Origin of the sequence: Nocardioides flavescens (assembly GCF_009823805.1) — a bacterium.
Taxonomy (GTDB): domain Bacteria; phylum Actinomycetota; class Actinomycetes; order Propionibacteriales; family Nocardioidaceae; genus Nocardioides; species Nocardioides flavescens.
Window position 1 is genome coordinate 115,408 of record NZ_WUEK01000004.1, and the last position, 26,464, is coordinate 141,871.

The 26,464-nt window shown below is 73.1% G+C and carries 25 protein-coding genes; 6 read left to right on the forward strand and 19 right to left on the reverse strand.

All coding sequences use genetic code 11. The features are described 5' to 3' along the window. Positions 1–14: 14 nt before the first annotated feature. The 7 genes from GRQ65_RS07615 to GRQ65_RS07645 form a co-directional block, all read right to left on the reverse strand. The gene (locus tag GRQ65_RS07615) at positions 15–2,150 is read right to left on the reverse strand and encodes an MMPL family transporter (RefSeq protein ID WP_160876854.1); all 2,136 of its coding nucleotides are present in this window, start codon (positions 2,148–2,150) and stop codon (positions 15–17) included. A gap of 177 nt (positions 2,151–2,327) precedes the next feature. Further along, positions 2,328–3,110: a hypothetical protein gene (locus GRQ65_RS07620; RefSeq protein ID WP_160876856.1), complete on the reverse strand. Its 783-nt coding sequence runs from the start codon at positions 3,108–3,110 to the stop codon at positions 2,328–2,330. Positions 3,111–3,126: 16 nt separating this feature from the next. Then, positions 3,127–3,651, reverse strand: a complete 525-nt coding sequence (locus GRQ65_RS07625) for a sigma-70 family RNA polymerase sigma factor (protein WP_337191553.1) — start codon at positions 3,649–3,651, stop codon at positions 3,127–3,129. A gap of 92 nt (positions 3,652–3,743) precedes the next feature. Next, on the reverse strand, positions 3,744–4,892 hold the full coding sequence (locus tag GRQ65_RS07630) for an acyl-CoA dehydrogenase family protein (protein ID WP_160876860.1): 1,149 nt from the start codon (positions 4,890–4,892) through the stop codon (positions 3,744–3,746). Next, positions 4,885–5,769: an oxygenase MpaB family protein gene (locus GRQ65_RS07635; RefSeq protein ID WP_160876862.1), complete on the reverse strand. Its 885-nt coding sequence runs from the start codon at positions 5,767–5,769 to the stop codon at positions 4,885–4,887. Before GRQ65_RS07635 ends, GRQ65_RS07630 begins: the two co-directional genes overlap by 8 nt. Position 5,770: 1 nt before the next feature. Further along, positions 5,771–6,805: an LLM class F420-dependent oxidoreductase gene (locus tag GRQ65_RS07640; protein ID WP_160876864.1), complete on the reverse strand. Its 1,035-nt coding sequence runs from the start codon at positions 6,803–6,805 to the stop codon at positions 5,771–5,773. A 145-nt stretch (positions 6,806–6,950) separates the two neighbouring features. Then, positions 6,951–9,113: an acyltransferase family protein gene (locus tag GRQ65_RS07645; RefSeq protein ID WP_160876866.1), complete on the reverse strand. Its 2,163-nt coding sequence runs from the start codon at positions 9,111–9,113 to the stop codon at positions 6,951–6,953. Between the two features lie 89 nt (positions 9,114–9,202). On the opposite strand from GRQ65_RS07645, the gene npdG reads away from it, so the two are divergent. Beyond that, positions 9,203–9,886, forward strand: a complete 684-nt coding sequence (npdG, locus tag GRQ65_RS07650) for an NADPH-dependent F420 reductase (RefSeq protein WP_160876868.1) — start codon at positions 9,203–9,205, stop codon at positions 9,884–9,886. Between the two features lie 36 nt (positions 9,887–9,922). Here npdG and GRQ65_RS07655 read toward each other — a convergent pair whose 3' ends face one another. From GRQ65_RS07655 to GRQ65_RS07690, 8 genes are all read right to left on the reverse strand, one after another. Next, positions 9,923–10,612, reverse strand: coding sequence for a response regulator (locus GRQ65_RS07655; RefSeq protein WP_337191554.1), 690 nt, complete (start codon positions 10,610–10,612; stop codon positions 9,923–9,925). After that, positions 10,609–11,676: a histidine kinase gene (locus tag GRQ65_RS23910; protein WP_160876870.1), complete on the reverse strand. Its 1,068-nt coding sequence runs from the start codon at positions 11,674–11,676 to the stop codon at positions 10,609–10,611. Before GRQ65_RS23910 ends, GRQ65_RS07655 begins: the two co-directional genes overlap by 4 nt. Before the next feature lie 30 nt (positions 11,677–11,706). Beyond that, positions 11,707–12,435, reverse strand: coding sequence for an ABC transporter permease (locus GRQ65_RS07665; RefSeq protein WP_160876872.1), 729 nt, complete (start codon positions 12,433–12,435; stop codon positions 11,707–11,709). Continuing rightward, positions 12,435–13,403 (reverse strand): ABC transporter ATP-binding protein, encoded by a 969-nt coding sequence (locus GRQ65_RS07670; protein WP_160876874.1) that lies wholly within the window; start codon positions 13,401–13,403, stop codon positions 12,435–12,437. Before GRQ65_RS07670 ends, GRQ65_RS07665 begins: the two co-directional genes overlap by 1 nt. 107 nt (positions 13,404–13,510) lie before the next feature. Then, positions 13,511–15,283: an ABC transporter transmembrane domain-containing protein gene (locus GRQ65_RS07675; RefSeq protein ID WP_160876876.1), complete on the reverse strand. Its 1,773-nt coding sequence runs from the start codon at positions 15,281–15,283 to the stop codon at positions 13,511–13,513. Beyond that, positions 15,280–17,016: an ABC transporter ATP-binding protein gene (locus GRQ65_RS07680; protein WP_337191555.1), complete on the reverse strand. Its 1,737-nt coding sequence runs from the start codon at positions 17,014–17,016 to the stop codon at positions 15,280–15,282. The genes GRQ65_RS07675 and GRQ65_RS07680 overlap by 4 nt, the downstream gene beginning before the upstream one ends. A gap of 157 nt (positions 17,017–17,173) precedes the next feature. Beyond that, positions 17,174–18,112, reverse strand: coding sequence for a hypothetical protein (locus GRQ65_RS07685; RefSeq protein WP_160876878.1), 939 nt, complete (start codon positions 18,110–18,112; stop codon positions 17,174–17,176). After that, positions 18,112–18,654, reverse strand: coding sequence for a YbaK/EbsC family protein (locus tag GRQ65_RS07690; protein WP_160876880.1), 543 nt, complete (start codon positions 18,652–18,654; stop codon positions 18,112–18,114). The genes GRQ65_RS07685 and GRQ65_RS07690 overlap by 1 nt, the downstream gene beginning before the upstream one ends. Positions 18,655–18,755: 101 nt before the next feature. Here GRQ65_RS07690 and GRQ65_RS07695 point away from each other — a divergent pair, with 101 nt between their 5' ends. After that, a complete protein-coding gene (locus GRQ65_RS07695) occupies positions 18,756–19,592 on the forward strand; it encodes a glycerophosphodiester phosphodiesterase family protein (RefSeq protein WP_337191556.1) in 837 nt (278 codons plus the stop codon). Here the strand turns inward: GRQ65_RS07695 and GRQ65_RS07700 are convergent. Genes GRQ65_RS07700 through GRQ65_RS07710 form a run of 3 tightly spaced genes read right to left on the reverse strand, consistent with a single transcriptional unit; the run spans position 19,567 to position 21,283 of the window. Beyond that, the gene (locus GRQ65_RS07700; protein WP_160876884.1) at positions 19,567–19,752 is read right to left on the reverse strand and encodes a hypothetical protein; all 186 of its coding nucleotides are present in this window, start codon (positions 19,750–19,752) and stop codon (positions 19,567–19,569) included. The genes GRQ65_RS07695 and GRQ65_RS07700 overlap by 26 nt on opposite strands. After that, complete coding sequence (locus GRQ65_RS07705) at positions 19,749–20,072, reverse strand: hypothetical protein (RefSeq protein WP_160876886.1); 324 nt, start codon at positions 20,070–20,072, stop codon at positions 19,749–19,751. Before GRQ65_RS07705 ends, GRQ65_RS07700 begins: the two co-directional genes overlap by 4 nt. Further along, positions 20,069–21,283, reverse strand: a complete 1,215-nt coding sequence (locus GRQ65_RS07710) for a PspC domain-containing protein (RefSeq protein WP_160876888.1) — start codon at positions 21,281–21,283, stop codon at positions 20,069–20,071. The genes GRQ65_RS07705 and GRQ65_RS07710 overlap by 4 nt, the downstream gene beginning before the upstream one ends. Before the next feature lie 169 nt (positions 21,284–21,452). Between GRQ65_RS07710 and GRQ65_RS07715 the strand changes: the two genes are divergently transcribed. From GRQ65_RS07715 to GRQ65_RS07730, 4 genes are all read left to right on the forward strand, one after another. Continuing rightward, positions 21,453–22,751, forward strand: coding sequence for an ATP-binding protein (locus tag GRQ65_RS07715; RefSeq protein WP_237447930.1), 1,299 nt, complete (start codon positions 21,453–21,455; stop codon positions 22,749–22,751). Next, positions 22,748–23,431, forward strand: coding sequence for a LuxR C-terminal-related transcriptional regulator (locus GRQ65_RS07720; RefSeq protein ID WP_160876890.1), 684 nt, complete (start codon positions 22,748–22,750; stop codon positions 23,429–23,431). The genes GRQ65_RS07715 and GRQ65_RS07720 overlap by 4 nt, the downstream gene beginning before the upstream one ends. A gap of 82 nt (positions 23,432–23,513) precedes the next feature. Then, positions 23,514–23,870, forward strand: coding sequence for a hypothetical protein (locus GRQ65_RS07725; RefSeq protein WP_160876892.1), 357 nt, complete (start codon positions 23,514–23,516; stop codon positions 23,868–23,870). Between the two features lie 28 nt (positions 23,871–23,898). Next, a complete protein-coding gene (locus tag GRQ65_RS07730; RefSeq protein WP_160876894.1) occupies positions 23,899–25,341 on the forward strand; it encodes an APC family permease in 1,443 nt (480 codons plus the stop codon). On the opposite strand, the gene GRQ65_RS07735 is transcribed toward GRQ65_RS07730, so the two are convergent. Beyond that, positions 25,242–26,333, reverse strand: coding sequence for a TerC family protein (locus tag GRQ65_RS07735; RefSeq protein ID WP_337191557.1), 1,092 nt, complete (start codon positions 26,331–26,333; stop codon positions 25,242–25,244). The genes GRQ65_RS07730 and GRQ65_RS07735 overlap by 100 nt on opposite strands. Positions 26,334–26,464 lie beyond the last annotated feature (131 nt).

Genomic DNA, 26,464 nt, shown 5'->3' on the forward strand with positions numbered 1-26,464 from the left:
CGTCGCGGTCTGCCTCACCGGTCCACCGTCTCCCTCCGTGGCTCCGCTGCGGGCGCCTCGACGCGGTGTGCGCCGCGGTCGAGCCGGCTCGGCCACCAGATCCGTCCGCCGAGGTCGAGGTTGAGCGCGGTCACGAGCACCGAGCGCACGACCATCGTGTCGAGCACGACGCCGAGTGCGACCGCGGTCCCCAGCTCGGCCAGGAAGACGAGCGGCAGCGACCCGAGGACGGCGAACGTCGCGGCCAGCACCAGCCCCGCCGAGGTGATGACACCGCCGGTCGCGCGCAGGGCCACCAGGGAGCCCTCCCGGGTGCCGCGGGTCTCGGTCTCCTCGCGGACCCGGGTCATCAGGAAGATGTTGTAGTCGATGCCGAGGGCGACCAGGAAGACGAACACGAACAAGGGGAACGACGCGTCGGCGTGCCGGAACCCCTCGCCGGACGAGAACAGCCGCGTGAAGACCCCGTGGAACAGCAGCGTCGAGATGCCGAGCGCGGCGCCGAACGACAGCACCACCGTGCCCATCAGCAGCAGGGGCGCGAGCACCGCCCGCAGCAGCACCATCAGGATCAGCATCACCACCAGCAGGATCACCGGGATGATGACCAGGTTGTCGCGGGCCGAGGCCTCCTGCACGTCGTAGAAGATCGCCGAGCCGCCCCCGACGAGAGCATCGGCCTCGTCGACGGAGTGCACGGCGTCGCGCACCCGCTCGACGGTGGCCATCGCCGCCTGGCCGGCCGGGTCTCCGTCGACCGGGGCCTGGACGAGGGCGACGCCGTCGACCGGCGGCGCGTCGGCGCTGGGCGTGCCGATGCCCGCCACCCCGTCCAGCGAGGCGACGACAGCGTCGACCCGGTCGGCGTTCGCCACGATCAGCAGCTGGTTGGAGGTGTCGGCGAGACCGTGGTCCTCCAGGACCCGCTGCCCGGTCACCGACTCGAACTCGCGGGTGTACTGCTGCTCGGTCGAGAGCCCACCGGTGTCGAGCTTGAGCGTGCCGAGGCACGCTGCCGCGAGCAGCAGCGAGGTGACCACCCAGACCCGCCGCGGCCTCGGCGAGATGGCGTTGCCGACCCGGGCCCACAGTCCGTGCGTCGTGGGCTCGTCGGAGCCGAACGTCGGGCGGCGGGGCCAGAAGACCCAGCGCCCCACGACCACGAGCAGTGCGGGCAGCAGGGTCACCATCACCACGAAGGTCACAACGACCCCGATGGCGAGCACCGGGCCGAGGCCGGCGGTCGAGTTCATCTCGGCGAACAGCAGGCACAGCATGCCGAGCGCCACCGTCGCGGCGCTGGCGAGGATCGCCGGAGCCGCGCGGTGCAGCGCGAAGGCCATCGCCTCGTGCCGGTCGTCGTGGCGGCGCAGCTCCTCGCGGTAGCGGGCCACGAGCAGCAGGGCGTAGTCGGTGCCAGCCCCGATGACGAGCACCGTGAGGATGCCCTGGCTCTGACCGTTGACGGTCAGCCCGGCGTACTTGGCCAGGAAGTAGACGATCGCCTGGGTCGCGGTGAGGGCGACCAGCGAGGAGATGATCGGCAGCAGCCACAGCACCGGGCTGCGGTAGGTGAAGAGCAGGATGAGCACGACCACGCCGAGGGTCGCGAACAGCAGCGTGCCGTCGATCCCGGCGAACGCCTCCGAGGCGTCAGCCGCCTGACCGCCCGCGCCGGCGACGTAGGTCGAGACGCCGTCGATGCGGGTCAGGTCGCGCAGGTCGTCGGCGGTGGACGGCATCTGGTTCCAGCCGTCGGCGCCGAAGTTGAAGGTCACCACCGACTGCGCCACGACGCCGTCGGAGGACACCAGCGGTCCGCGGGCCTCACCGACCACGCCGTCGAGGGCGGACAGCTCCGGCAGCTGCGCGCTGATCTCGCCGAGCTGGGCTGCGGTGAGCGGCTCATCGGTGTCGGACTCGTAGACCAGGGCGGTCGGGATGTCGTCGGAGTCCTGGAACGGCGCGAGCTCCTCGAGCGCGCGGGTCGACTCGGCGTCGCCCGGGAGCCAGGATGACGTCTCGTTGTTCTGGACGTCGGTGAGCTTGCCGGCGAACGGCGCGGCCATGACCAGGACCACGATCCAGCCCGCCAGGACGAGCCACTTGGTGCGTCGGCCGGTCAGCCGGCCTGCGATGCGTCGGTGCACGGGGTCACTCCACCACTCAGCGGGGACAGTCGGCATCAGGGATTGCCCTGAGGTGCCGACACAGACCGGCGCAGACGCGGCAAATCATCGCGCCGGTCCAGACCAGTGCAGCGCTACCTCCGTGCTGGTCGAGCAGAGAGGCGCGCCGGCGTTGATGCCCCCGACGAGGTCGCTCTCTCAGGACGGCGTCCGACTGTTGGCTCCGGCCTCGACGTACTCCCGCGGTAGTTCTGTCCGACTCCACCACGGCAGGGTCGCGACCGCCACGAGCTGATCGATGTCGAGGACCGTCTCGTCCCGGAAGGAGCCCCTCTCGAAAGCGTTGCCGTTCATCGCGAACACCACGACGCGGAGGTGACGGCTCGGGCTCAGGACCTCGGCCACCGCACGCTGCGAGGCGGCGCCGTACTCCGTGTCGGCGTCGTCGTGGTAGGTCCGCAGGGTGTCGCCGCCGGGCAGGGTGCGGACGTCGCACCGTGTCATGTACCTGGCATCGCAGGTGTAGGGCGTGGGGCCGCCCAGGCTCAAGGGCTGGAGGTTGACCATCACCCGACCGGCGGGGCCGCTGCTGGTGTCGGGGAGCAGCAGGAGCTCCGCCGAAGCCTCGGCGGGACCGATGGGCCCAGTGTCGCCCTGCAGTCGGGACACCGTGCCGGAGCTGACGTCCTCGACGGCCGCCGCAAGTGCTGCAGCAGCTCCTGGTCCGGTGATGGGAACCATCTCGCCGCTGAGCGGCGCAGGCTGCACAGATCTCGGGACGTCTCTGGCCACCGGGGCGCTGTCTGCGCCCCCCGGTAGCGCGAGTGCGGTGCCAGCGCCCACGACGACCATCGCACCGACCGTCGCGAGCGCGCGGCGTGTACGGCGGATCGACAGGCCCTGGCGCCGGGAGGCGACCGCCAGTGCCGGATCGGCGACGACGTCGGCGACGGCGTCGTCCATCAGTTCGTTGAGCAGCATGAGAAGTCCTCTCGGCTCAGGCCTGGTCGGCCAGATCGGGGAAGTGAGTGCGGAGCCGAGCGAGCGCGCGGGAAGCGCGGGTCCGACAGGCGGACTCCGACAGGTCGACCTGAGCGGCGACCTCGGCCACCGGCAGGTCGTGGAAGTAGCGCAGCACGAGCACGGTGCGGTCCAGGGCAGGCAAGGTCCCCAAGACCTGCAGGAGGGACAGGCGGAGGGTCGGATCGGCGGTGATCGCAGCTCTGTCCGTCTCGGTGAGGAGGGGCAGCTCCGACACGCGTCGTCGTCGCCGGTCGGCGAGGAACCTCCGAGTCAGGATCGTCCTGGTGTACGCGAGCGGGCTCTCCGCCCTGCGCACCAGGCGCCAACGCACGAACACCTGGGCATAGGTGCTCTGCACCAGGTCCTCGGCGACATGACGGTCGCCGGTGAGGAGCACGGCGGTGCGGAGCATCCGGGTGCTCGTCGCGGCGACGAACTCCTCGTACTCGGAAGGCCCACGCGCAGGGACCACCCGTGTGTGCAGAAGTTCGTCGGTCACGCTCATCCAGAGTGCGGGTGGGCGTGAGTCGTTACACGTCGGCGTCCAGAAGTTTCGACGCGACCCGCGCCGGATCGGCGGCGAGCGGGGCGTCAGAGCCCCAGCATGCGCCCGATGATCTCCTTCTGGATCTCGGTGGTGCCGCCGTAGATCGTCTGGATGCGCGAGTCGGCGAACGCCTTGGCGATGGGGTACTCGGTCATGTAGCCGTAGCCGCCGAACAGCTGCACGCCGCGGTCGACCCACTTGGTCTGCAGCTCGGTGGTCCAGTACTTCGCCATCGAGGCGAGCGCGGTGTCGACCTCGCCGGCGTTGAGCTTGAGCACGCAGTCGTTGAGGAAGACCCGGGCGATGTGGGCCTCGGTGGCCATCTCGGCCAGCATGAACCGGTTGTGCTGGAACTTCGAGATCGGCCGGCCGAAGGCCTCGCGCTCCTTGGCGTAGGCCAGGCACAGGTCGAGCACGTGCTCGACGGCGGCGACGGCGATGGCGGCGATCGAGACGCGCTCCTGGGGGAGGTTCTCCATCAGCGAGATGAAGCCGCTGCCCTCGGCCCCGAGGAGGTTCTCCTTGGGCACCAGGACGTTGTCGAAGAACAGCTCGGCGGTGTCCTGCGCCTTCATCCCGATCTTGTCGAGGTTGCGGCCGCGCTCGAAGCCCTCCATGCCGCGCTCGACCACGAGCAGGCTGATGCCCTGGTGGCCGGCGTCGGGGTCGGTGCGCGCGACCACGATGACCAGGTCGGAGAGGATGCCGTTGCTGATGAACGTCTTCGACCCGTTCAGGACGTAGTGGTCGCCCTTGTCGACCGCGCTGGTGCGGATGCCCTGCAGGTCGGAGCCGGCACCGGGCTCGGTCATCGCGATCGCCGAGATCAGCTCACCGCTCACCAGTCCCGGGAGCCAGCGCTGCTTCTGCTCCGGCGTGGCCAGGCTCGAGATGTAGGGCACGATCACGTCGTTGTGCACCGGGAAGCCGACACCGCTGGCGCCGACCTTGGTGATCTCCTCGGTGAGCACGCAGTTGTAGCGGAAGTCCTGGACCCCCGCGCCGCCGTACTCCTCCTCGACGTCGAAGCAGAGCAGGCCGGCCTCGCCGGCCTTGCGCCAGACGTCGCGGTCGACCTGGCCGGCCTTCTCCCACTCCTCGTGGTGGGGCACGACCTCCTTCTCCAGGAAGGCCCGCACGGTGCGGCGGAAGTCCTCGTGCTCGGTCTCGTAGATGCTGGGGCGCTCAGGCAACGTCCTGCTCCTTGCTGTTGAGGTGGTCGAGCATGGAGGCCGGGCCGATCTGGGCCAGCCGGTAGCCGTCGGGGTAGGTCGGGTGGTGCCGTTCGTACGGCGTCAGGCGGGGCGGGGCGCACCGGCGCAGGGCGACGCCGCGCGCCCGGAGGCCGAGGTCGAGGGCGCGCACCAGCCAGCGCGGCTGGCGCTCCATGCCGAGCGCCTCGCGCAGCGGCTCGTCCATCAGCGCGATCGTCACGCGGCGGAACGCCGGGCGGAGCCACCACGGCGCGGCGGCGCGGCCGATGCGGATCGTGGCCTCGGTGACGCGCCGGTTGGCGGGGTCGAAGGCGAAGTGCTCGGCCTCGTAGTCGTCGAGCAGCCGCTCGTAGCCCTCGAAGGTGTCGGGCAGGCCGGGGATCTGCATGAGCTCGCCGAAGCGGGTGGTGAACCGGGTCAGGGCCACCACCTCGACCTCCTCGAGCGGGCGCCAGCCGTAGCGCCGGATCCAGCGCACCGGGCCGACCAGCGTCGTGGCGAGCACGAAGGCGAACTCGTGGTCGGGGATCCGATAGTGGCCGTGGATGCGGTTCAGGCGCTCGACCGCCCGCGCGGCCCGGGGCGAGTCGACGCCGTCCTCGACCGCCTCCTCCTGGAAGACCAGCGTGTCGTCGTAGCGCTTGGTCCCGTGGTGCTCGAACTGCTTCGTGCGGTCGAGCAGGCGGCTGATCGAGGGCACGCCGTAGTCGCGCAGGAAGGCGATGGCGGTGCCCTGGTCGAAGTCCCAGGGGAACTCGTGGCGCGCGGTCAGCGTGACGATGCGGTCGCGGTCGGCGTCGTCGTACGGATCGAGGCGACGGATCTCCTCGAGGTGCTCCCACCGACCGCGCCTCATGTCAGCTCACCCAGTCCTTGAGCTGGCTCACGATCGCGGTGGGGGAGTCGCCGACCGGCGAGACGTTGAGGTGGGTGACCCCGGCCTCCTCGAACGCCGCGATGCGCTCCTTGACGTAGGAGGCGGGTCCGACGAGGTTGCTCAGCTCCATCCACTCGAGGGGGACGAGCGCCTCGGCCTCCTTCTTCTTGCCGTCGAGGTAGAGGTCCTGGATCTTCTCGGCCTCCTCCTCGTAGCCGTACTGCTGGGCCAGCTCGTTGTAGAAGTTCTTGCCGCGTGCGCCCATCCCGCCGACGTAGAGCGCGTACATCGGGCGCAGGAACTCCAGCAGGTCCTTCGTCTCCTGGCCCTCGCCGATCGCCACCATGCCGCCGGCGGTGATCTGGAGCGGGCCGAGATCGGCCGATCGCTTGGCCTGGCCGGCCTCGAGCGACTCGCCCCACACGTCGTGGGCCCGCTCGGGCACGAACATGATCGGCATCCAGCCGTCGGCGACCTCCGCGGTCATCGCGACGTTCTTGTCGCCGAGCGACGCCACCCAGATCGGGATGCTGTCGCGCTCGACCTTGGTGAGGATCTTGAGCGGCTTGCCGAGCCCGAGCCCGCGGCCCTCCGACAGCGGGATGTCGAAGATCCCGTGCGACTCGAGCGGCTCGCGCTTGAGGCCGGAGCGGATGATGCGGATCGTCTCGCGGGTGCGGCCCAGCGGCTTCTCGTACGGCAGGCCGTGGAAGCCCTCGATGACCTGCGGGCCGCTCGCGCCGAGACCGAGCACGGCGCGGCCGTTGCTGACGTTGTCGAGGCCGGCGGCCGTCTGCAGCAGCGCGCCGGGGGTGCGGGAGAAGACGTTGAGGATGCCGGCGCCGATCTGCAGCCGCTCGGTCTTCGCGGCGAGGTAACCCATGAGCGTGGGGGAGTCGAACCCGTAGGCCTCCGCGACCCAGACGAGGTCGAGGCCCGCCTTCTCCAGCTCGACGACCTGGTCGGCCGTGTCGCGCGGGTTGCCGTCGTACTGGAGGGGCGTGGAGAGCAGCATGGCTCCATCGTGACAGTGACACTGTCACGGTGCAACAGGGGGTGACTCCCGTGAGCGGTTTCGAGACGGTCGTTGCACGACCTCCTCAACCACCGCACCGGTGGTTGAGGAAGAACGAAGTCCTGTCTCGAAACCACCTGCAGGGCTACTCCTGGATGGTCGCGTTCTCCGGGATCATGCCGAGGCTCTTGCCGAGCTCGCCCCACAGGTCGGCGGCGTACTCGGTCGTGAGGTGGTCGGTGTCGCGGTAGGACAGCGTGCCGCCGATGACGATGGGGCACTCGCCCTGCCAGCACAGCCACGGTGTCGGGTCGACGACGTCGACCCCGGAGGCGGTGGCCGACTGCACGGCCACGTCGCCGAGGATCGTCGAGCGCTCGACGGGCTGGAACATGCAGTCGTCGAGGTTGGGTTCGCCGGTCGTGAGGCACGTGGCGGGGTCGTCGGGTGACTTCGGTACGTCGCGGATCAGCGCGACCTGCGCGGCGTGCTGCTCGAGGTCGAGGAACAGGTCGTCGTAGCCCGCGCGCAGGACCGGGATCATCGCGCTCAGGTCGGTGACCCGCTTGCCGTCGGTGAACACGCCGTTGACCGGCGGCGAGGACGCCACCACGACGAGGTCGGGCTCGAGCTCGTCGACCTGGTCGATGACCCAGTCCTGGAAGTCCGTGCAGTCGGTGAACGGCTCGTCGGAGTCGAGGCTGGCGGTCGAGACGTGCGCCGCGGTGCACTGCGGCTTGACCAGGTAGTACGCCTTCCACCCCGCCGCCGCCGCGATCCGGTTGAACGCCGGGATCCACGCCCGGGCGTGGGAGTCGCCCACGACCACCAGCGTCTTGTCGCCGTCCTCGTCGCCGCGCTCGCAGAGCCGTCGGACGTTGTTCTCGTAGTCGCAGGCGCCGACGTCGGCGATGGAGTCGCGCAGGTTGAGCAGGTCGGGGGTGAGGTTGCTCGGCACCGCCGCCTTGGCCCGCGCCGCGGTGACCGAGGCCCGCACCAGCGCCTCGGTGTCGATCGAGGCGGCGGTCGGGTCGGAGCTCGCGCCGCCCTCCGGGTCCTCGGCGACGGTGATCGGCGGGTTGTCGCCGCGCTCGCCGCCCTCGTAGCCGGTGTACCACCACGAGGCCGACGCGACCGCGACGATCGTGGTCGCGCTGAGCGGGTAGAGCACGAGCGCGCGACGTCGCTGGAGACGGAACGCCGGGCGGCCCGCGCGGAACGGCATCTCCACGAAGCGGAAGGAGTAGGCCGACAGCGTGATCACCACGAGCACCGCGATGACCTTCTCCCCGGGCGTCAGGTCGCGGCCCAGGGCAGCCTCGGGGAGCACCAGCGCCGGCCAGTGCCACAGGTAGAGCGAGTAGGACCAGTCGCCGATCATCCGCATCGGGGCGGTCGACAGGGCCCGGCTCGCGACCGTCGGCTCCCCGGACGCGCCCGCGAGCAGGAGCAGTGCGGTGCCGGCGACGGGCAGGGTGGCCGCGATGCCCGGGAACGGCGTGGCCTCGGTGATCCACAGGCACGAGGCGACCAGCATCAGTGTGCCGACCAGCGCCACCGCCTCGCGCCCGACGTCGCGCAGGCGGCGCACGGACGACGGGGGCACCAGCGCCAGCAGCGCCCCGACCCCGAGCTCCCAGGCGCGCGTGAACGTCGAGAAGTACGCCGAGGCGGGGGAGGCGACGGTCTGGTGGATCGACCACACGAGCGAGGCGGCGGTGAGGACCAGCAGCACGGTGACGACGGTCGAGCGCGGCAGTCGGTCGACACCGGTGGCCCGGGGCTCCGCGGCCTGCCCGCCCCGACCACGGCGCACGAGTCGCGCGATGCCGAGACAGGCGAGGAGCAGCAGTGGCCAGACGACGTAGAACTGCTCCTCGACCGCGAGCGACCAGTAGTGCTGCAGCGGGGAGGGGCCGGTGTCCTGGGCAAAGTAGTAGACGCCCTGCTGGGCGAAGTTGATGTTGGCCGCGAACGCCGAGGCCCAGAGCGCGTCGACCACGACCTGCCGGGCGTCGAGCAGCGACATGAAGAACAGCGAGGCCACGACCGTCGTGACGGTCACCAGCGTCGCCGCCGGCAGGATCCGGCGGGCGCGCCGGGCCCAGAACGCCGCCAGGGAGATGCGCCCGGTGAGCGTCACCTCGCGGTAGAGGAGTCCGGCGATGAGGTAGCCGGAGATGACGTAGAAGACGTCGACGCCGACGAAGCCGCCGGGCAGGAAGGGGACCCCGGCGTGCGCGGCGATGACGATCAGGACCGCGACCGCGCGCAGCCCTTGGACGTCCCCCCGTAGAACCTTCGCCATCCGCCCCGTCGTCCTTGCCCTGAGATCCCAAGGTACCAACTGGACGGCCCCGGGCAGGTCACGGCGAGGGCCCGTGGGAGCATCGCCGGGTGACGGCGTACCGAATCGCAGTGCTGGGTGGGACCGGACCGCAGGGCAAGGGGCTGGCCTACCGCTTCGCCCGCCACGGCCACCAGGTGGTCCTGGGCTCGCGGGCTGCGGAGAAGGCGGCGACGACCGCCGAGGAGATCCTCGAGCGCCTCGCCGGTGTCGACGGGGCCGGTGAGGTCACCGGTGCCGCCAACGCCGACGCGTGCGAGCAGGCCGACGTCGTCGTGCTGGCGGTGCCGTGGGACGGCCACGACGAGCTGGTCTCCTCGCTGCCGCTGGCCGGCAAGACGGTCATCTCCTGCGTCAACCCGCTCGCCTTCGACAAGCGCGGCGCCCACGGCAAGGTCGTCGACGGCGGCGAGGGCTCGGCCGCCGAGCGCGCCGCCGCACTCGCTCCCGAGGCCACCGTGGTCGGCGCCTTCCACAACGTCTCCGCGGTCCTGCTGTGGGGCGAGGAGGAGTACGTCGACGAGGACGTCCTCTGCGTCGGCGACAGCGACGAGGGCAAGGCCGTCGCCCAGGACCTCGCCGCCGCCGTGACCGGCCGCCGCGGCGTCTCCGCCGGCAAGCTGCGCCTGGCCCGTCAGCTCGAGCCGCTGACCGCCGTGCTCATCTCGATCAACCGCAAGTACAAGACCAACTCCGGCATCAAGATCACCGGCCTGGAGCACGTCGAGCGCTGAGCCCGACCGCACGACGGGCGCGAGCGCGGGGCTCGCTCAGCGACCGCCCGGGCGCACGAGCCCCTGGTCGAAGGCGCACACCACGGCCGCGGCCCGGTCGCGCAGGCCCAGCTTGGCGAAGACGTGCCCGACGTGGGTCTTGACCGTGCCCTCGCCGAGCACGAGCCGCCCCGCGATCTCGGTGTTGCTGAGCCCCTCGCCGATCAGCGCGAGCACCTCGCGCTCGCGCGGGGTCAGCGCGTCGAGCAGCCCCGTCGCGGCGGCCGGTGAGACCCCGTCGCGGTAGGTCTGCAGCACCCGGCCGGTGACCGCGGGGTCGAGCCACGAGCCGCCCTCGGCGACGGTGCGGACGGCGCGCTGCAGGTCGGCGGCCGGCACCCCCTTGAGCAGGAACCCCGCCGCTCCGGCGCGCAGGGCTCCGGCCAGCACCTCGTCGTCCTCGAACGTCGTGAGCACCAGGACGGGCGGCGCGTCGGACACCTCGCGCAGGGCGCGGGTGGCGGTGACCCCGTCGACGTGCGGCATCCTCACGTCCATCACGACCACGTCGGGTCGCGTGCGGGCGACCTCGGCCACGACCTCGGCGCCGTCCGGGAGCTCGCCGACGACCTCGAAGCCGGACCGGCTGCGCAGCAGCCCCCTCAGCCCGGCGCGGATCAGCTCCTGGTCGTCGACGAGCAGCACCCGCACGCTCGTCCCGCCCACAGCACTGTCAGGACCGGTCACAGCACCGCCTCCACGCGCCAGCCGCCGCCGGGCCCCGGCCCGGCACTCAGTCGGCCGCCGACGGCCTCGGCCCGCTCGCGCATGCCGGTCACGCCCGAGCCTGGGGGTCGCGGCCCGGGCGGCCCGTCGCTCTCGACCACGATGCGCACCTCGCCGTCGAGGTCGACCCGCACCGACGCGAGGTGGCCCGGGGCGTGCCGCGCCGCGTTGGTGAGGGCCTCCTGGACGATGCGGTACGCCGCCAGCCCGGTCGCGGCCGGCACCGCTCGCACGCCGTCCGCCAGCCGCGCGTCGACCCGGGCCCCCGCGGCCCGGAAGGACTCGACCAGCGCGTCGAGGTCGCCGGCGCCCGGCAGCGGCGTCACCTCGCCGTCGTGCGTGCGCAGCAGCCCGACGGAGCTGCGCACCTCCTCCAGGCTGCGTCGCGACTGGCTCTCGGCCAGCTCGAGGGCGGCCACCGCCTCCTCGGTGTCCCCTTCCTCGAGGGCGAGGCGGGCGGTGCCCACGTGGAGCAGCGAAACGGTCAGGGCGTGCCCGATGACGTCGTGCATCTCGCCCGCGATCCGGTGGCGCTCCTCGGTGCGGGTGCGCTCGGCGAGCCCGGCCTGCGCGTCGCGCAGCTCTTCCAGCAGCTCGCCCTGGCGACGGGCGAGGCTGCAGGCGGTCGCGGCGAAGACGGCGCCCGCCGCCCAGGCGAACCACCCGGCCTCCGACGGCTCCCTGGCGAACTCGGTGCCCAGGACCGCCACCAGCGCGACCGTGAGCGCCGCGGTCGGCCGGGCGCCGGCCCGGGTGCCGGCCCACCCGGCGACGGCGCTGTAGCCGAACCAGCCGAGGTTGGCCGCCTGCGCGTGGCCCAGCAGCCAGAACCCCGCGGCCGCTCCCGCCAGGGCCGCCACCAGGGGCCAGCCCGACGATCCGCGCAGACCTGCCCACAGGGCCGTCGCGGCGACGAGGACGATGCCCGCCGCGCTGCGGCCGAGGCTGTGCTGCCCGAGTGCCGCGCCGACGAGCGCGAGGATCGTGAGGGCCGTCGGGGCCACCACCCTCAGCGAGCCCGTCACCCGCGCGACGCTACCGCTCACAGCGCCGGGTCACAGCGTCGAGCGTCGCGCCGCGAGCCCCAGCGCCACGACGGCGAGCAGGGCAGTCGCGAGCAGTTGCGGGCCGGCCTCGCCGAGACCGAGCCACGGGTCGCGGATCGCCTGGTTGGCCACGCCGAGGGGCAGCCACTCCGCCACGCGCTGCAGGGCCGACGACATGGCCGCCGGCGGCGGGCCCCCGCCGCCGAGGAGGAACGACGGGAAGAAGAGCAGCAGCCCGACGGCCTGGGCCGCCCGGGCGGACGGCAGCAGCGTGCCGAGCAGGACGCCGAGCGCGACGAACGCGACGGACGCGGCGAGCAGGGCGCCGACGACCCGCAGCGGATCCTCGACCGCGGGGACGCCGTACACCGGCAGCGCGACGGCGAGCAGCACCACGCCGCCGACCGCGACGGCGACGAGCCCGACGACGAGCTCGGCGACGGCGAACGACCACCGAGAGAACCCCGACGCGGTGAGCCGCCGGAGCACGCCGCGCTCGCGATAGGCCGCTATGTGCACCGGCAGCATGACCAGACCGGTGGCCGCGATGACGACGGTGAGGTAGGCCGCGACGTACCACTGCGTCGGGTCGACCGGGAACACCTCGTCGGGCTGGCTGCCGAAGGCACCGCCGATGATCAGCATCGTCACGACGGGGAAGGCCAGCACGAAGGTCAGGGTGAACGGGTCCCGGGCGAGCAGCCGGAGCTCGCTGACGACGAGGCGTGCGGTGCTCATCAGGCCGCCGTCCTCTCGACGCCGCCCAGCAGCCCGAGCAGGGCGCTCTCGAGGTCGGGTACGACGACCCGCAGGTCCGCGGGGACCCTCCCCGCGCCGACGAGCCACCGTCCGACGTGGGCGATGGCGGCGCGCTCGCCCTCGACGGCGAGCCGGTCGCCGGTGCGTCGCACCTGCTGCACGCCGGGCAGCGCCCTCACCTCGGCGAGCTGCTCGGCAGGACGTCCGGCGGGCAGGGTGAAGGTGATCTCGGCCCGGCCTGCGTGGCGGTCGACGAGCTCGGCCGGTGTGCCGGCATCGAGCACGCGCCCGTCCCGCATCGCCACGACCCGGTCGCACAGCGCCTCCGCCTCGGCGAGCTCGTGGGTGACGAGCAGGACGGTGGTGCCATCGGAGCGCAGCCGCGACACCGCGGCCCACACCTCGCGGCGAGCCGCCGGGTCGAGCCCCTGGGTGAGCTCGTCGAGCACGACCAGCCGGGGCCGGTTCAGCAGCGCGAGCACGAGGAACAGTCGCTGCTGCTCACCGCCGCTCATCGACCCGAACGCGGAGCCCCGGCGGTGCGCCAGCCCGAAGCGGTCGAGCAGGGTCTCACCGCCGTCGGCCCGCGGACCCGAGAACAGGTGGAGGGCCTCGTCCACCCGCATCCGGTCGGGGAGCCTCGAGCTCTGCAGCTGGCTGCCGAGCAGCGGCCGCAGCCGGTCGGCGTCACGGGCCGGGTCCAGACCGAGCACCCGCACCTCCCCGGCGTCGGCCCGTCGCAGCCCCTGCAGGATCTCGACCGTCGTGGTCTTGCCGGCGCCGTTGGTGCCGATGATCCCCAGCACCTCGCCGCGGTGCACGTCCAGGTCGACGTCGTCGACCACCACGCGGTCGCCGTAGCTCTTGCGCAGCCCGCGGACGCGGACCACCTGGTCGGTGCTGGCGTCGTCGTCAGGGGAGGGGCGGGGAGGCCTCGTGATGTCCATGACTCCAGCCTCGCCGCGACCGGCCGTGAGCGGATCGGCCCGCGGACCGATCTCCGTCTCTGCCCACAGGCAGAGACCGTTCCGGCCGAGAGTCCGGTCAGGAGCGGTCAGGCGTCGGCGCGATCGTCCGTGACGCCGCCGTTCCACGACTCCCACAGCGCGGCGTAGGACCCGCCGGCGGCGACGAGCTCGTCGTGGGTCCCGAGCTCGGCGATGACCCCGCCCTCGACCACGGCCACCCGGTCGGCGTCGTGGGCCGAGAACAACCGGTGCGCGATCGCGATGACCGTGCGCCCCGCGAGCACGGCCGCGAGCGAGCGCTCGAGGTGGCGCGCGGCCCGCGGGTCGATCAGCGAGGTGGCCTCGTCGAGCACCAGCGTGTGGGGGTCGGCCAGCACCAGCCGGGCGAGCGCCACCTGCTGGGCCTGGGCCGCGGTGAGCGCGCGACCGCCCGAACCGACGACGGTGTCGAGCCCCTCGGGCAGCGCGTCGGCCCACTCGAGGGCGTCGACGGCGTCGAGCGCGTCGCGCAGCCGCTCCTCCCCGGCGCCCGGGGGCGCGGCGAGCGCGAGGTTCTCGCGCAGGGTGCCGACGAAGACGTGCACCTCCTGGGTGACCAGCGCGACGTGGCCGCGCAGCTCGTCGAGGGGCAGCTCGGTGAGCCCGACGCCGCCGACGGTGACCGAGCCGGTGCGCGGCGGGTGGATCCCGGCCAGCAACCGGCCGAGGGTGGACTTCCCGGCGCCCGAGGGCCCGACCATCGCGATCCGCTCGCCGACGCCTACGTGCAGGTCGACGCCGTGCAGGACGTCGCGGCCCTCGGTGTAGGAGAAGCGGACGTCGCTCGCGTCGAGCTGCTCGCCGTCGGGGTGGCGGCCGGTCGCCGTACGGTCGTCTGGCACCTGCGCCACCCCGAGCAGCCGCGCCAGCGAGGCGGCGCCGAGCTGCAGCTCGTCGAGGATCGACACGATGCGGTCGACGGGGTCGATGAGCATCTGCACGTAGAGCGTCGCCGCGGTGACCTCACCGAGGCTGACCGTGCCCTGGGAGTAGAGGTAGCCCCCCAGCAGCAGGGTGGCCACCGTCGGGATCAGGTAGGACAGCTCCATGGACGGGAAGAAGACCGTGCGCAGGTAGAGCGTGTAGCGCTCGGCGGCGTAGGACTCCCGGATGTCGTCGTCGATGGCCTCGACGCGCTCGCGGCCCAGCCCGAGCGCCTCGACGGTGCGGGCGCCCTCGACGGTCTCGGTGAGCGTGGCGTTGATCGTGGAGTACGACGCCGACTCGCGCAGGTAGCCCGCCTTGGCGCGGGCGAGGTACCACCGCAGCCCGATCACCAGCGGCGGCAGCCCGACGACCAGCGGCAGCAGCACCCACCAGCCGACGCTCACCGCGGCGATGACGGTCACGACGGCCGTGATGAGGGCGATGGTCCACTCCGGCAGGGCCCAGCGCACCGACCAGCTCAGCTGGTCGGTGTCGCGGCTGGTGCGGGTGAGCAGGTCACCGGAGCCGGCCGACTCGACGGTGCCGACGGGCAGCGCGAGCACGTGGTCGACGAAGTCCTCGCGCAGCTCGGCGAGCACCTGCTCGCCGAGCACCTGGCTGGTGAGCCGCGCGTACCGCGTCAGCACCGTCTGCAGGACCAGGAAGCCCGCGAGGGCCAGCACGACGCGGTCGACGTGGCCGAGCGAGGTGCCCTCCTCGACGGCCTGCACCAGGTTGCCGAGCAGGCGCGGGGCGGCGAGACCGGCGAGGGCCGCGCCCACGTGGAGGCCCAGCGCGGTCCACAGCAGCCGCGGGTGGCGCCGCGCGAGGTCGCGCACGTAGCGCCGCAGCGAGCGCGCGTCGGCGACGGGCAGGGCGGTGCGTCCGCTCACGCCGGCACCTCGCTCTCGCGCACCACGACCGCGCGGTACGCCGGCACGCGGGCCAGCAGGTCGGCGTGCGTGCCGTGGGCCACGACCCGGCCGTCCTCGACGAACGCCACCTCGTCGACGGCGTCGAGCAGCAGCGGGCTCGTGGTCACGACGACCGTGGTGCGACCGGCGCGGTGGGTCCGCAGCCGCGCCGCGACGGCCGCCTCGGTGTGGGCGTCGACGGCCGAGGTCGGCTCGACGAGCACCAGCACCTCGGGGTCGGCGACCAGCGCCCGCGCGAGCACGAGCCGCTGGCGCTGACCGCCCGAGAAGGTCCGCCCGCGCTCGGCCACCGCGGTGTCGAGCCCGTCGGGCAGCGCCTCCAGGACGTCGCCGGCGGCGGCCGTGTCGAGAGCGCTCAGCACCTCGGCGGACCCGAGGTCGGTGCGCCCCGCGGCCAGCACGTCGCCGAGCCGGCCCGAGAACAGGCCGGCGCCGGTGTCGGAGACGACGATGCGCCGACGGACCTCGGCCGAGGCCAGGTGGCTCAGCGGGACGCCGCCGAGGGTGACCTCGTCGTCGGGCCCGTCCTCGAGCACCGCGGCGCACAGGCCGAGCCGGTCGGCGAGCGCGGCGCTCTCGTCGGGCGAGTCGCTGACCAGTGCGGTGACGGTGCCGGGTCGCACCCGCAGCCCGCTGCGGGCGTCGGAGAGCTCCGCGCCGGGAGGCGGAGGGCTCGCGGGGTGCGTGGGCTCGCGGTGGTCGGGCTCGAGGGCCAGCACCCGGCACACCCGGGCGGCCGCGACCCGGCCGCGGATCAGCTTGTTGGCGTACTCCGTGGCGGTGCGCAGCGGGATCATCAGGAACGCCGAGTAGCCGTAGAACGCGATGAGCTCGCCCGGCGAGATGCGTCCCTGCACGGCGTACCGCGCGCCGAGCCAGACCACGAGCACGACGAAGACCCCGGGCAGGAAGACCTGCAGCGCGTCGAGGACCGACTGCAGGCGCGCGACGCGTACGCCGGCCGCCCGGGTCGTCTGCGACTGGCGGCGGTAGCGGTCGAGGAAGACCTGCTCGCCGCCGATCCCGCGCAGCACGCGCAGCCCACCGACGATGTCGCTGGCGGTGTTGGAGAGGTCGCCCATCAGCTGGCGCTGGTCGGCGGTGCGGCGGTTGAGCGGGCGCAGCAGCGGCGTGATGACGAGCATGAGCAGCGGCACCCCGATGAGGACCACCAGGCCGAGGGGCACCGAGGTCGAGAGCAGGATCGCTGCGACGAGCAGGAACGACACGACCGCGCCCGAGAAGCGTGCTGAGACGTCCATGACGTTGCCGAGGTGGGACAGGTCGGTGGTGCCGATCGCGACGACCTCGCCGGTCGAGACCTTGCGCGGCAGCGTGCCGCCCAGCCGCACGGCCTGACGGCCGACGAGCTGCACGGTGCGGTAGGAGGTCGTGAGCCAGTTCGTCACCGCGAACCGGTGGCGCATGATCCCGCTCGCCGCCTGCAGCAGGCCGATGCCGAGCAGCAGACCGGCGTACGTCGCCAGCGCGGAGCCGTCACGACCCGCGACGCCACGGTCGATGGCCCGGCCGATCACCGCGGGCATCACGGCCTGGCACGACATCCACACGATGCCGAACGCCATGCCGCCCGCGAGGGTCTGCCACTGGTGCCGCGCCAGCCACAGCAGGAAGCGCCACGGCGACCGGTGGTCCGCCTCGCCGGGGTGGTCGAGGGGGAGGACGCGCACTGACCCGACGCTACGACGGCACCGCCCCGGCGGGCGAATGGATTACCCCTCCGGGTGCTCTGCCGACAGTGGTTTCGAGACGGCCGTAGCCGGCCTCCTCAACCACCGGTGCCGGCGGTTGAGGAAGGACGAATTCCTGTCTCGAAACCGTTCCGCCTCAGGTCAGGTCGCCGCAGGACGCCCTGGCGAACGCGATGGCGGCGGCCGCACCGGCCGGGTCCATCCGCACGGTCACCTGGCCCGGCTCGCCGTCGAGGTGGAGGTTGACGACGAACGCCGTCGCGCCGCCCGACTCGGCGAAGGCGTGGGCGTCGCAGCGGGTGGGCTTGACCGGCAGCGGCAGCGCAAAGGCCGCGGTGTCCGTGTCGACCGTGACGGCGGGCTCCCAGTCGCCGTCGGCGGAGTTGAGGATCGGGGTGCCGCGGATGCTGTCGATGCTCAGGGTGTGGCCGGGCAGGCCGGTCGGGTCGACGCGCAGGGTCAGGGTGCTCGTCGAGCCGACCTCACCGCTCGAGGGGACCTCGTCGGCCCAGCTGAGCGTCGCGACCCGGTCGACGCCGAGCTCGAGGCAGCGCGAGGAGGCGTAGCGCTCGGCGACCTCGGCCTCGTCGGAGACCGGCACCGTGACGCGTCGCCGTTCGCCCTCCGCGGTGCGGTAGGCCACGGTCACCCGGGCCGCGGTGACGGCCGCTGCCTCCCGTCCGCGGCAGGCGGGCCGGTCGGGCTGGGCGATCTGGAACCCCCGCGTCGACTGCGACGGGATCTCGCGCAGCCGGGTCGCGGGCAGCGGAGCGCGGAAGCGCCCGTCCGCGTAGGAGATGCGGGTCGGGGTGATGGCGTCGTCGGTGTCGTTGTCGATCCAGACCTCGAAGCGGCCGGCCGCCGCGTCGCGCGAGGACTGGCGCAGGTCGGCCACGAGCGTGCCGGAGGGAGGGGCCTGGGACGGGGCGGGGAGCGGGGTGAGGGTGTAGATCGACGCCGAGGGGCTCGCGCCACCGGGTGCGGCACCGCCGGTCTCATCGGTGGAGGGGTCGTCCGTGCATGCGCCGGTGAGCAGCAGTGCGGCGACGCACGCGGCCGCCCCGGCGCGGCGCATCAGCGAGCCAGCCCCTCGACCACCTCGGCCCCGGGGATCTCGCCGGCGAGGTGGCCCGGGATCAGCAGCTTGGAGCGCCGCAGGCCGGAGCCGATGACGGCGACCGGTACGTCGAGCACGCGGGTGTCGACCAGGAGCCGCCAGGCGGGAGGCAGACCGACCGGGGTGATGCCGCCGTACTCCATGCCGGACTCCTCGACGGCCTGCTCCATCGGCAGGAAGGAGCACTTGCGCACGTCGAGCGTGCGCTTGACGACGGAGTTGACGTCGGCGCGGGTGTCGGCGCGCACCAGGCACGCCGCGACCCGCTCCTCCCCGTCGCGCCGGCCCCCGACGACGACGCAGTTGGCGCCGGTGTCCATGCCGAGGTCGTAGGTCTCGGCCATCACCGCCGTGTCGGCGTGGTCGGGGTCGATCGCGACGACCGCGAGCTCGGCGCCGTGCGCCCAGCCCTGCAGCGCGGCGAGGACGGGCGGGGCCAGCAGCTCGGGGTGGTCCAGGGCGGGCAGGGACTCCAACGTGCCGAGCGTGGGCAGGGACATGGCCCCAGAGTGTCACCTCAGGTTCACGTCGATCCCGTCGACCGGTCACGTGTCGCGCGGACCGTCGAAGCATGAACCGTGACGGGAGCAGGCTCCCTCGGGTGATCGGGCACCGCGGTGCCCCGGGGTACCGCCCCGAGAACACGCTGGCGTCGTTCAGCCTGGCCATCGCGCTGGGTGCCGACGCCCTCGAGACCGATGTCGTCATGACGGCCGACGGCGTGCCGGTGCTGCGTCACGAGCGCGACCTCGGTCTCACCACCGACGGCGAGGGACTGCTCGTCGAGGAACTGACCCTGGCCGAGCTCAAGCAGCTGCGCTGCCGCGAGCGCTGGCCCGAGCGCCGGGCCCGCAGCGCGCGCTGGGACGGCCACCTCGAGGTCGCGACCCTCGACGAGCTGCTCCTGCTCGTGGCCGAGCAGCCCCGACCCGTCGAGCTGCACCTCGAGCTCAAGGACCCCGACGAGCTCGCCGCCGCCGGCCTCGCCCTCGAGGACGCCGTGCTGGCCTCGCTGCGCGACCACGGCCTGGACCGGCGCGCGGACACCCGCGCGCGAGCCGGGGTCGTGCTGTCCTCCTTCACCCCCGGCTGCCTGCACCGGCTGCGCGACCGCACCGACCTGCCGCTCGTGCAGCTCGTCGACGTCGACGACCCGGTCTGCCTCGACCTCGACCAGCCCGCCGGCGGCATCGGCATCGCGGTGTCGCGGGCCCTGTCCGACCCGGAGCTGGTCGCGCGGGCGCACCGCGCCGGCCTGGGCGTCACGGCCTGGACCGTGCGCGACGACGACCCGGGCGGGGCCGAGCGCGCCGACGCCCAGGTGCGGCGGCTGCTCGACCTGGGGATCGACGGACTGTTCACCGACCACCCCGACACGACCCTGCTCGGGCGCGAGGTCTGGGCCGCGGGGCTCAGCCGGCCGGTGGGTGCGGCGTGAGCGCGCTCGAGGTCATGCCTCGGCGCACGCGCCGGCGTGGCTCGCTGGCGGACGAGGCGGCGTGCTGGTCGGCGTTCGGGCTGGCCGGCGGCACCGTGGGCGGAGCGGTCGGCTGGGCGGCCGGCTGGGCCGCCTGCTGGGCGGTCGGCTCGGTCGTCATGGCTGCTCCTCGGGCCGGTCGGACGCGGACGGCTGCTCGGTCGGGCGGTCGCTGACGCCGACCCACCCGGGCTCGACCGGCCCGTGCGTGCGGTGGCGACGGCCGCCGGTCACGGCGCTGGCGACGAGTCCGACGAGTCCGGCCAGCACCCAGGGCGCGGCGACCAGCCAGCGGACGTCGTCGTTGCCCGCGGGTCCGAACTGCCACAGGGCCCAGGCGCCGACCAGGCCGAGCACGGCGACCCCGGTGGTCAGGTGGCCGGTGCTGACGGGGTGGAACCCCGAGGGACGGGTCTCCTCGTAGGGGTGGGGACTGCTCACCGGTACCTCTCCTCTGCGGTGCGGACGACGATCTCGCCGGCGAAGGCGTGGGCGTCGAGGGTGATGGTGGGGGAGCCGGCCGGGCCGACGCGGGTGTAGCCGTCGGTGATGCCGAAGCCGCCCCGGGTGCTGTCGAAGAGCTCGATCTGGCCCGCGGCACGCACGTCGGCCTCGACGCGCACGGTCAGGTCGTCGGGCACGGTGACGGTGATGCTCCCGGCCCGCACCCGCAGCTCGATCGTGCGGCCGTCGAGCGCGGTGAGGTCGCCGACCCGGGTGAGGTCGAGGTCGAGGTCGCCCGCGCCGGTGGCGAGTCGGTCGGGCACCTGGGCGGCGACGAGCGGGGTGCGCGTCTGGTCGCCGACGTCGACCTGGGTGCCGACCGCGGAGACGCCGGTCGCCAGGACGGCGAGCAGGCCGACCAGCGGGAGCCCGCCGGCCCGTCCCCAGAACGACCCGACCAGCAGCATCACGCCGCAGGCGCCCGCCACGGTCGCGGCGTACGCCGGGTCCGGCACGTCGGCGCCCGCCAGGTCGACGACCGCGAGGGCGCCCACGCCCACCGCCGCGAGCAGCATCGTCCACCAGAACAGCACTGGCCCGCGCCGGCGCGGGTTGCGCGGGGGCAGCCGCGGGGCCGCCGGCGGCGGGGTCCACTGCCCGGGCGCGGCCGGCACGAGCTCACCGGTCACGGGGTCGAGGTGGTGCGGCACCGGGGGAGCGGTCGGGGCCGGCCCGCGGCCTCGGTCGCGCAGGGCCAGCACGAGCAGCACGACGAGCCCGATCACCACCGGCGCCCACGGCACGTCGAAGCCACCTAGCGTGTCGCCGACCAGCACGAGGGCGCCGACGGCGCCCGCGATGACCAGGGCCACGGTGCGGCTGCGCTCGTCGAGACGCACCACCGCCTCCTGCGACCCGTCCTCCGGCAGCAGGAGCCACGCGGCGGCGTACAGCAGGATGCCGGAGCCGGAGAAGGCCAGCACGACGAACGCCACCCGCAGCACGAGCGGGTCGATGTCGAGGTGACGCGCGAGGCCACCGGCCACGCCGGCGACCTTGCGGTCGGGGCCGGTCGTGCGCCGGATGCGGCCGAGGTCGCGCAGCTCGTCGCGCGTCGGCCGCGTCCAGTCCGCCGAGGGGTCCGCCGAGGGGTCCGCCGAGGGGGCGGGGGGCGGTTCGGTGTCGTAGGTGGGTCCGCTGGTGCTCACGCTCCCCACTCTGGGCCGCGCGGGAGTCCCGCACCATCGGGGACGACCCTGAACTCCGACCCTGAACTCCAGCCCTGGACCTCGCCTCGGTCCTCGGGGATCGACCGGGGTCGGGTGCGGGGGTTCACGCATGGGGGGCGGGCGTCCGCTCTGCGACAGTGGACTCCTCATGACCAGCACCTCCACCCTGCCTGCGGGCCGGCCCTCGGGTCAGCCCCCGCGGCCCTTCCCGCGCCGGATGGCGCGCGACACCGGCGCGCCGGTGCTCGGTGGCGTCGCGGGCGGGCTCGCGCAGCACCTCGGGGTGCCGGTGCTCTGGGTGCGAGCGGCGTTCCTGGTCTCGAGCGTGCTGGGCGGCACCGGGCTGGCGTTCTACGTCGGGCTGTGGCTGGTCGTGCCGGCCGACACCCGGTTCGAGCGGAGCACCCCGGGCGGCGAGGCCGCGACCCGCGGCGGACGCCGACCCGGTCGGGTGCGGCGGGCGGTCGACGCCGGTCCCGCCGTGGCGCTCGCGGCCCTCGCCATCGGTGCCGTGCTCGTCGTCCGGGCCACCCTGGGCGGCGGCGCCGTCTTCTGGCCCGTCGTACTCGGCGCGGCCGGGGTGGCCCTGCTGTGGCGCCAGGCCGACGAGGCCCAGCGCGAGCGCTGGCTCAGCCCGTCGGGGCGGCTCGACCCGGTCCAGGTGGTCTTCGGCTCCGGTGGGTGGGCGTCGTACGCCCGGGTCGCGGCGGGGCTCGTGCTCGTGCTCGGCGCCCTGGTGGTGCTGAGCGTGAGCGGCGGCACCTTCGGCGAGGCGCGGGTCGCGCTGTTCGCCGCCCTGCTGGGGGTCAGCGGCCTCGCCCTGGTCGTCGGCCCGTGGGTGTTCCGGCTCGCCGCCGACCTCACCGCCGAGCGGGAGGAGCGGGTGCGCACCCAGGAGCGCGCGGACGTCGCCGCCCACCTGCACGACTCGGTGCTGCAGACCCTCGCGCTCATCCAGCGCAGCGCCCACGACCCGGCCGCCGTCTCGCGGCTGGCCCGCGCCCAGGAGCGAGACCTGCGCTCGTGGCTCTACGCCGGCGAGTCCACCGACGACGCGAGCCTCGCGGGAGCGCTGCGCGCCGCGGCCGCCGAGGTCGAGGACGCGTTCGGCGTCACCGTCGACGTGGTGGCGGTGGGCGACCGCCCGTTCGGGGAGGCGCTGCGCCCGGTCGTCCAGGCGACCCGGGAAGCCGTCACCAACGCCGCCAAGCACGCCGGCACCGGCCGCGTCGACGTCTACGCCGAGGTCTCGCCGAGCGCCGTCGACGTGTTCGTGCGTGACCGGGGCGCCGGCTTCGACCTCGCGGCCGTGCCCGACGACCGCCTCGGGGTGCGCCGCAGCATCCTCGACCGCATGCTGCGCCACGGCGGCGCCGCCGAGGTCCGCTCCGCCCCCGGCGAGGGCACCGAGATCCGTCTGCACCTTCCCCTGGAGGAGAGCCCGTGACCACCACCCCCGTGCCCGACCCCGTGTCAGATCCGGTCCCCGTCGTCGTCGTCGACGACCACGCGATGTTCCGCAGCGGGGTGCGCGCCGAGCTCGCCGCCTCGGGCGCCGGCCAGGTCGAGGTGCTCGCCGAGGCCGAGGACGTCGACAGTGCCGTCCGGGCGATCAGCACCCACCGGCCCCGGGTCGTGCTGCTCGACGTGCACCTGCCCGGTGGCGGGGGCGTCGAGGTGATGAGACGCGCCCAGGGCGCCTCGCCCGAGACCCGCTACCTCGCGCTCAGCGTCTCCGACGCCGCCGAGGACGTCATCGGCACCATCCGCGGCGGTGCCCGGGGCTACGTCACCAAGACCATCACCGGACCCGAGCTGGTCTCCGCCGTACGCCGTGTGGCCGACGGCGACGCGGTCTTCTCCCCGCGGCTGGCGGGGTTCGTCCTCGACGCCTTCGCCGGCTCCATCGAGGTCGCCCAGGTCGACGAGGACCTCGACCGGCTCACCGAGCGCGAGCGCGAGGTGATGCGCCTGATCGCCCGCGGCTACGCCTACAAGGAGGTGGCCAAGGAGCTCTTCATCTCCATCAAGACCGTCGAGACCCACATGTCCTCGGTGCTGCGCAAGCTCCAGCTCTCCTCGCGCCACGAGCTCACCCGCTGGGCCAGCGACCGCCGCCTCCTCTGACGCCGACCCGGCTCTTCGTGCACGCCGGGGAGCGCCGACCCGGCTCTCCGTGCACGCACGGCGGCGTCCTAGGATCCGGCCTGTGGAGACCGTGCGACTCGTCCTGCTCTTCGCCCACCTGCTCGGCTGGGCGGCGCTGTTCGGGGGGCTGCTCGCCCAGGCGCGCGAGCCCTACAAGCGGGTCAACGCCGCGATGCGTGACGGCGTCGGCACGGCGTTCGTCACCGGTCTGCTGATGGTCGGTGTGCTCGAGGCGGGCGACGAGCCGGTCAACCACGCCAAGATCGCGGTCAAGCTGGTCATCGGGCTGGTGCTGCTCGTCCTCGTGATGGCCAACGTCCGCAAGGAGCGGATCCCCCAGGGGCTGTGGGCGGGCCTGATGCTGCTGACCGCGCTGAACGTCGCGGTCGCCGTCTTCTGGTCGCCCGCGCACACCTGACCCGCGCTCGGAGGGGTACCTCGGTCGCATGAGCGCGACCGAGCAGGCCCAGAGCGGTACCCAGCAGAGCTCACAGCTGCAGCAGTCGATCACCGGTCGACTGCTGTTCTTCTACGTCCTCGGCGACGTGCTGGGCTCCGGCATCTACGTCCTCATCGGCACGGTCGCCGGCGCGGTGGGCGGCGCGTTCTGGCTGTCGTTCGCCGTCGGCGTCTCGGTCGCGCTGATCACCGGTCTGGCCTACGCCGAGCTCGCGACGAAGTACCCGCAGGCGGCCGGTGCCTCGCTCTACGTCAACCGCGCCTTCGCGAGCCCGTTCCTCACCTTCCTGGTGACCGTGACCATGCTCGCCGCCGGCTTCGCAGCGTCCGGGTCGCTCGCGACCGGCTTCGCGTCGTACTTCTCCGAGCTCTGGGAGCTCCCGCCGCCGCTGCTGGTCTCGCTGGTCTTCGTGCTGCTGCTGGCCGTCGTCAACTACGTCGGCATCGTGCAGTCGGTCGTGGCCAACCTGGTGATGACCGTGATCGAGGCGGCCGGGCTGGCGGTGGTCATCGGCATCGGGATCTACCGCGTCGCCCAGGGCGGCGCGGACTTCGGTCGGATCGTCGACTTCTCGGGCGACAGCAACGCCATCTGGGCGGTGGTCGCCGGCGTCGGTCTCGCCTTCTTCGCCATGACCGGCTTCGAGAACGCCGCCAACCTGGCCGAGGAGGCAGTGGATCCGCAGCGCGACTTCCCGCGCGCGCTGATCGGCGGCATGGCGACCGCCGGCGTCATCTACGTCCTCGTCTCGATCAGCGCCGTGCTCGTCATCGGCCCGTCCGACCTCGCCGCGTCGGGGGCGCCGCTGCTCGACGTGGTCGAGGCGGGCGGGATCCCGCTGTCCGTCACCGTGGTCAGCACGGTGTTCGCCGTGATCGCCTGCGTGGCCATCACCAACACGACGCTGGCCTCGGTCGTCATGCAGTCGCGCGTGCTCTACGGCATGTCGCGGGAGGACGTCGTGCCGAAGGTGTTCGGGCGGGTGCACTCCGGCCGCAAGAGCCCCTACGCCGCGCTGTCGTTCTCGGCGATCGTCGTCTGCGGGCTGCTGATCGTGGGTGGCCTGCTCAACCGCGCCGGCCTCGGCATCGACGTGGTCGCCCGCCTCGCCGCGGTGACGGTGCTGCTGCTCCTGGTCGTCTACTTCCTCGTCATCCTGGCCGCGCTCAGGCTGCACGGTCGCGACCACACCGACAGGACGTTCCGAGCCCCAGCACCGCTGCTGGTGCTGGGGCTCGTGGCCAACCTCGCGCTGGCCGTGTACGTCGTGCAGGACGACCCCTACTCCGTGGTCTGGTGCCTCGGCCTCATCGGGGTCGGCCTGCTGCTCTACCTCGCGGAGAGGCTGTTCGGACGGTCGTCGTCCGACTCGTCCACCGCCGACGGCGCCGACGGGGCTACCGACGCGGACGGCGTCGCCGGCTCCTGACCGCGCTCCTCGGCCTTCTTGGAGGCGATGAGGCTGGTGATCGTCGTGATCACGAGGATGCCGATGATGACGAACAGCGAGGCCAGGGTCGGGATCTCGGGGACCGAGGGCCACACCAGGTGCGCCCAGTGGAGCACCAGCTTGACCCCGATGAAGCCGAGGATCGCGGCCAGACCGAAGCCGAGGTGGACCAGCTTGGCGAGCGCGCCCTGGAGCACGAAGTAGAGCGCACGCAGACCAAGCAGCGCGAAGGCGTTGGTCGCGAAGACGAGGTAGGGGTCGCCGGTGATGCCGTAGACCGCGGGCACCGAGTCGATCGCGAAGACGATGTCGGTCATCAGCACCGCGAAGGTGACGAGCGCGAACGGCGTGAGCGCGCGGGCGCCGTTGATGCGAGTGAAGACCCTGGGGCCGTCGTACTCGTCGGAGACGGGCATGAAGCGGCGCAGCAGGCGCACCGACCGCATCTTCGAGACGTCCTTCTCCTCGTGGTCGTCGCCGCTGAGGGCGTCCTTGAGGAGCTTGACGCCGGTCACGAGCAGCACGGCACCGAAGACCAGGAAGACCCAGTCGAACGCCGAGAGCGCGGCCGCGCCGAGGGCGATGAAGATGCCGCGCAGCACCAGCGCGCCGATGATGCCGTAGAGCAGCACCCGCTGCTTGAGGGCCTCGGGGACGGCGAACGCCGCGAGCAGCAGCATGAAGACGAACAGGTTGTCGACGCTCAGCGACTTCTCGACGAGGTAGCCGGTGTAGTACTCGACACCACGCTCGTTGCCGTACTGGTTCCAGATGAACAGACCGAAGGCCAGCGGGAGGGCGACGTAGAAGATCGACCAGCCGACGGCCTCCTTCATCGAGACCTCGTGCGGCTTGCGGGTGGCGAAGAAGTCGATGACGAGCAGGACGACGACGGCGCCGATCGTGGCGGCCCACAGACCAGGGGTGCCGACGGTGTCGATCGCCATCACGGAGGGTGGGGACAGTGTCACGGGAGGTTCTCCTCGAGTCATGGTTGAGTGGCTCGAGGTCTCCCTCACCCGGTGCCGGCGATCTGCGCGTCGCCCCAGTGCCCGGGTGTCCGCCGAGACGCCCTGGGGCGTCGTACTGACCGACGGAGCTT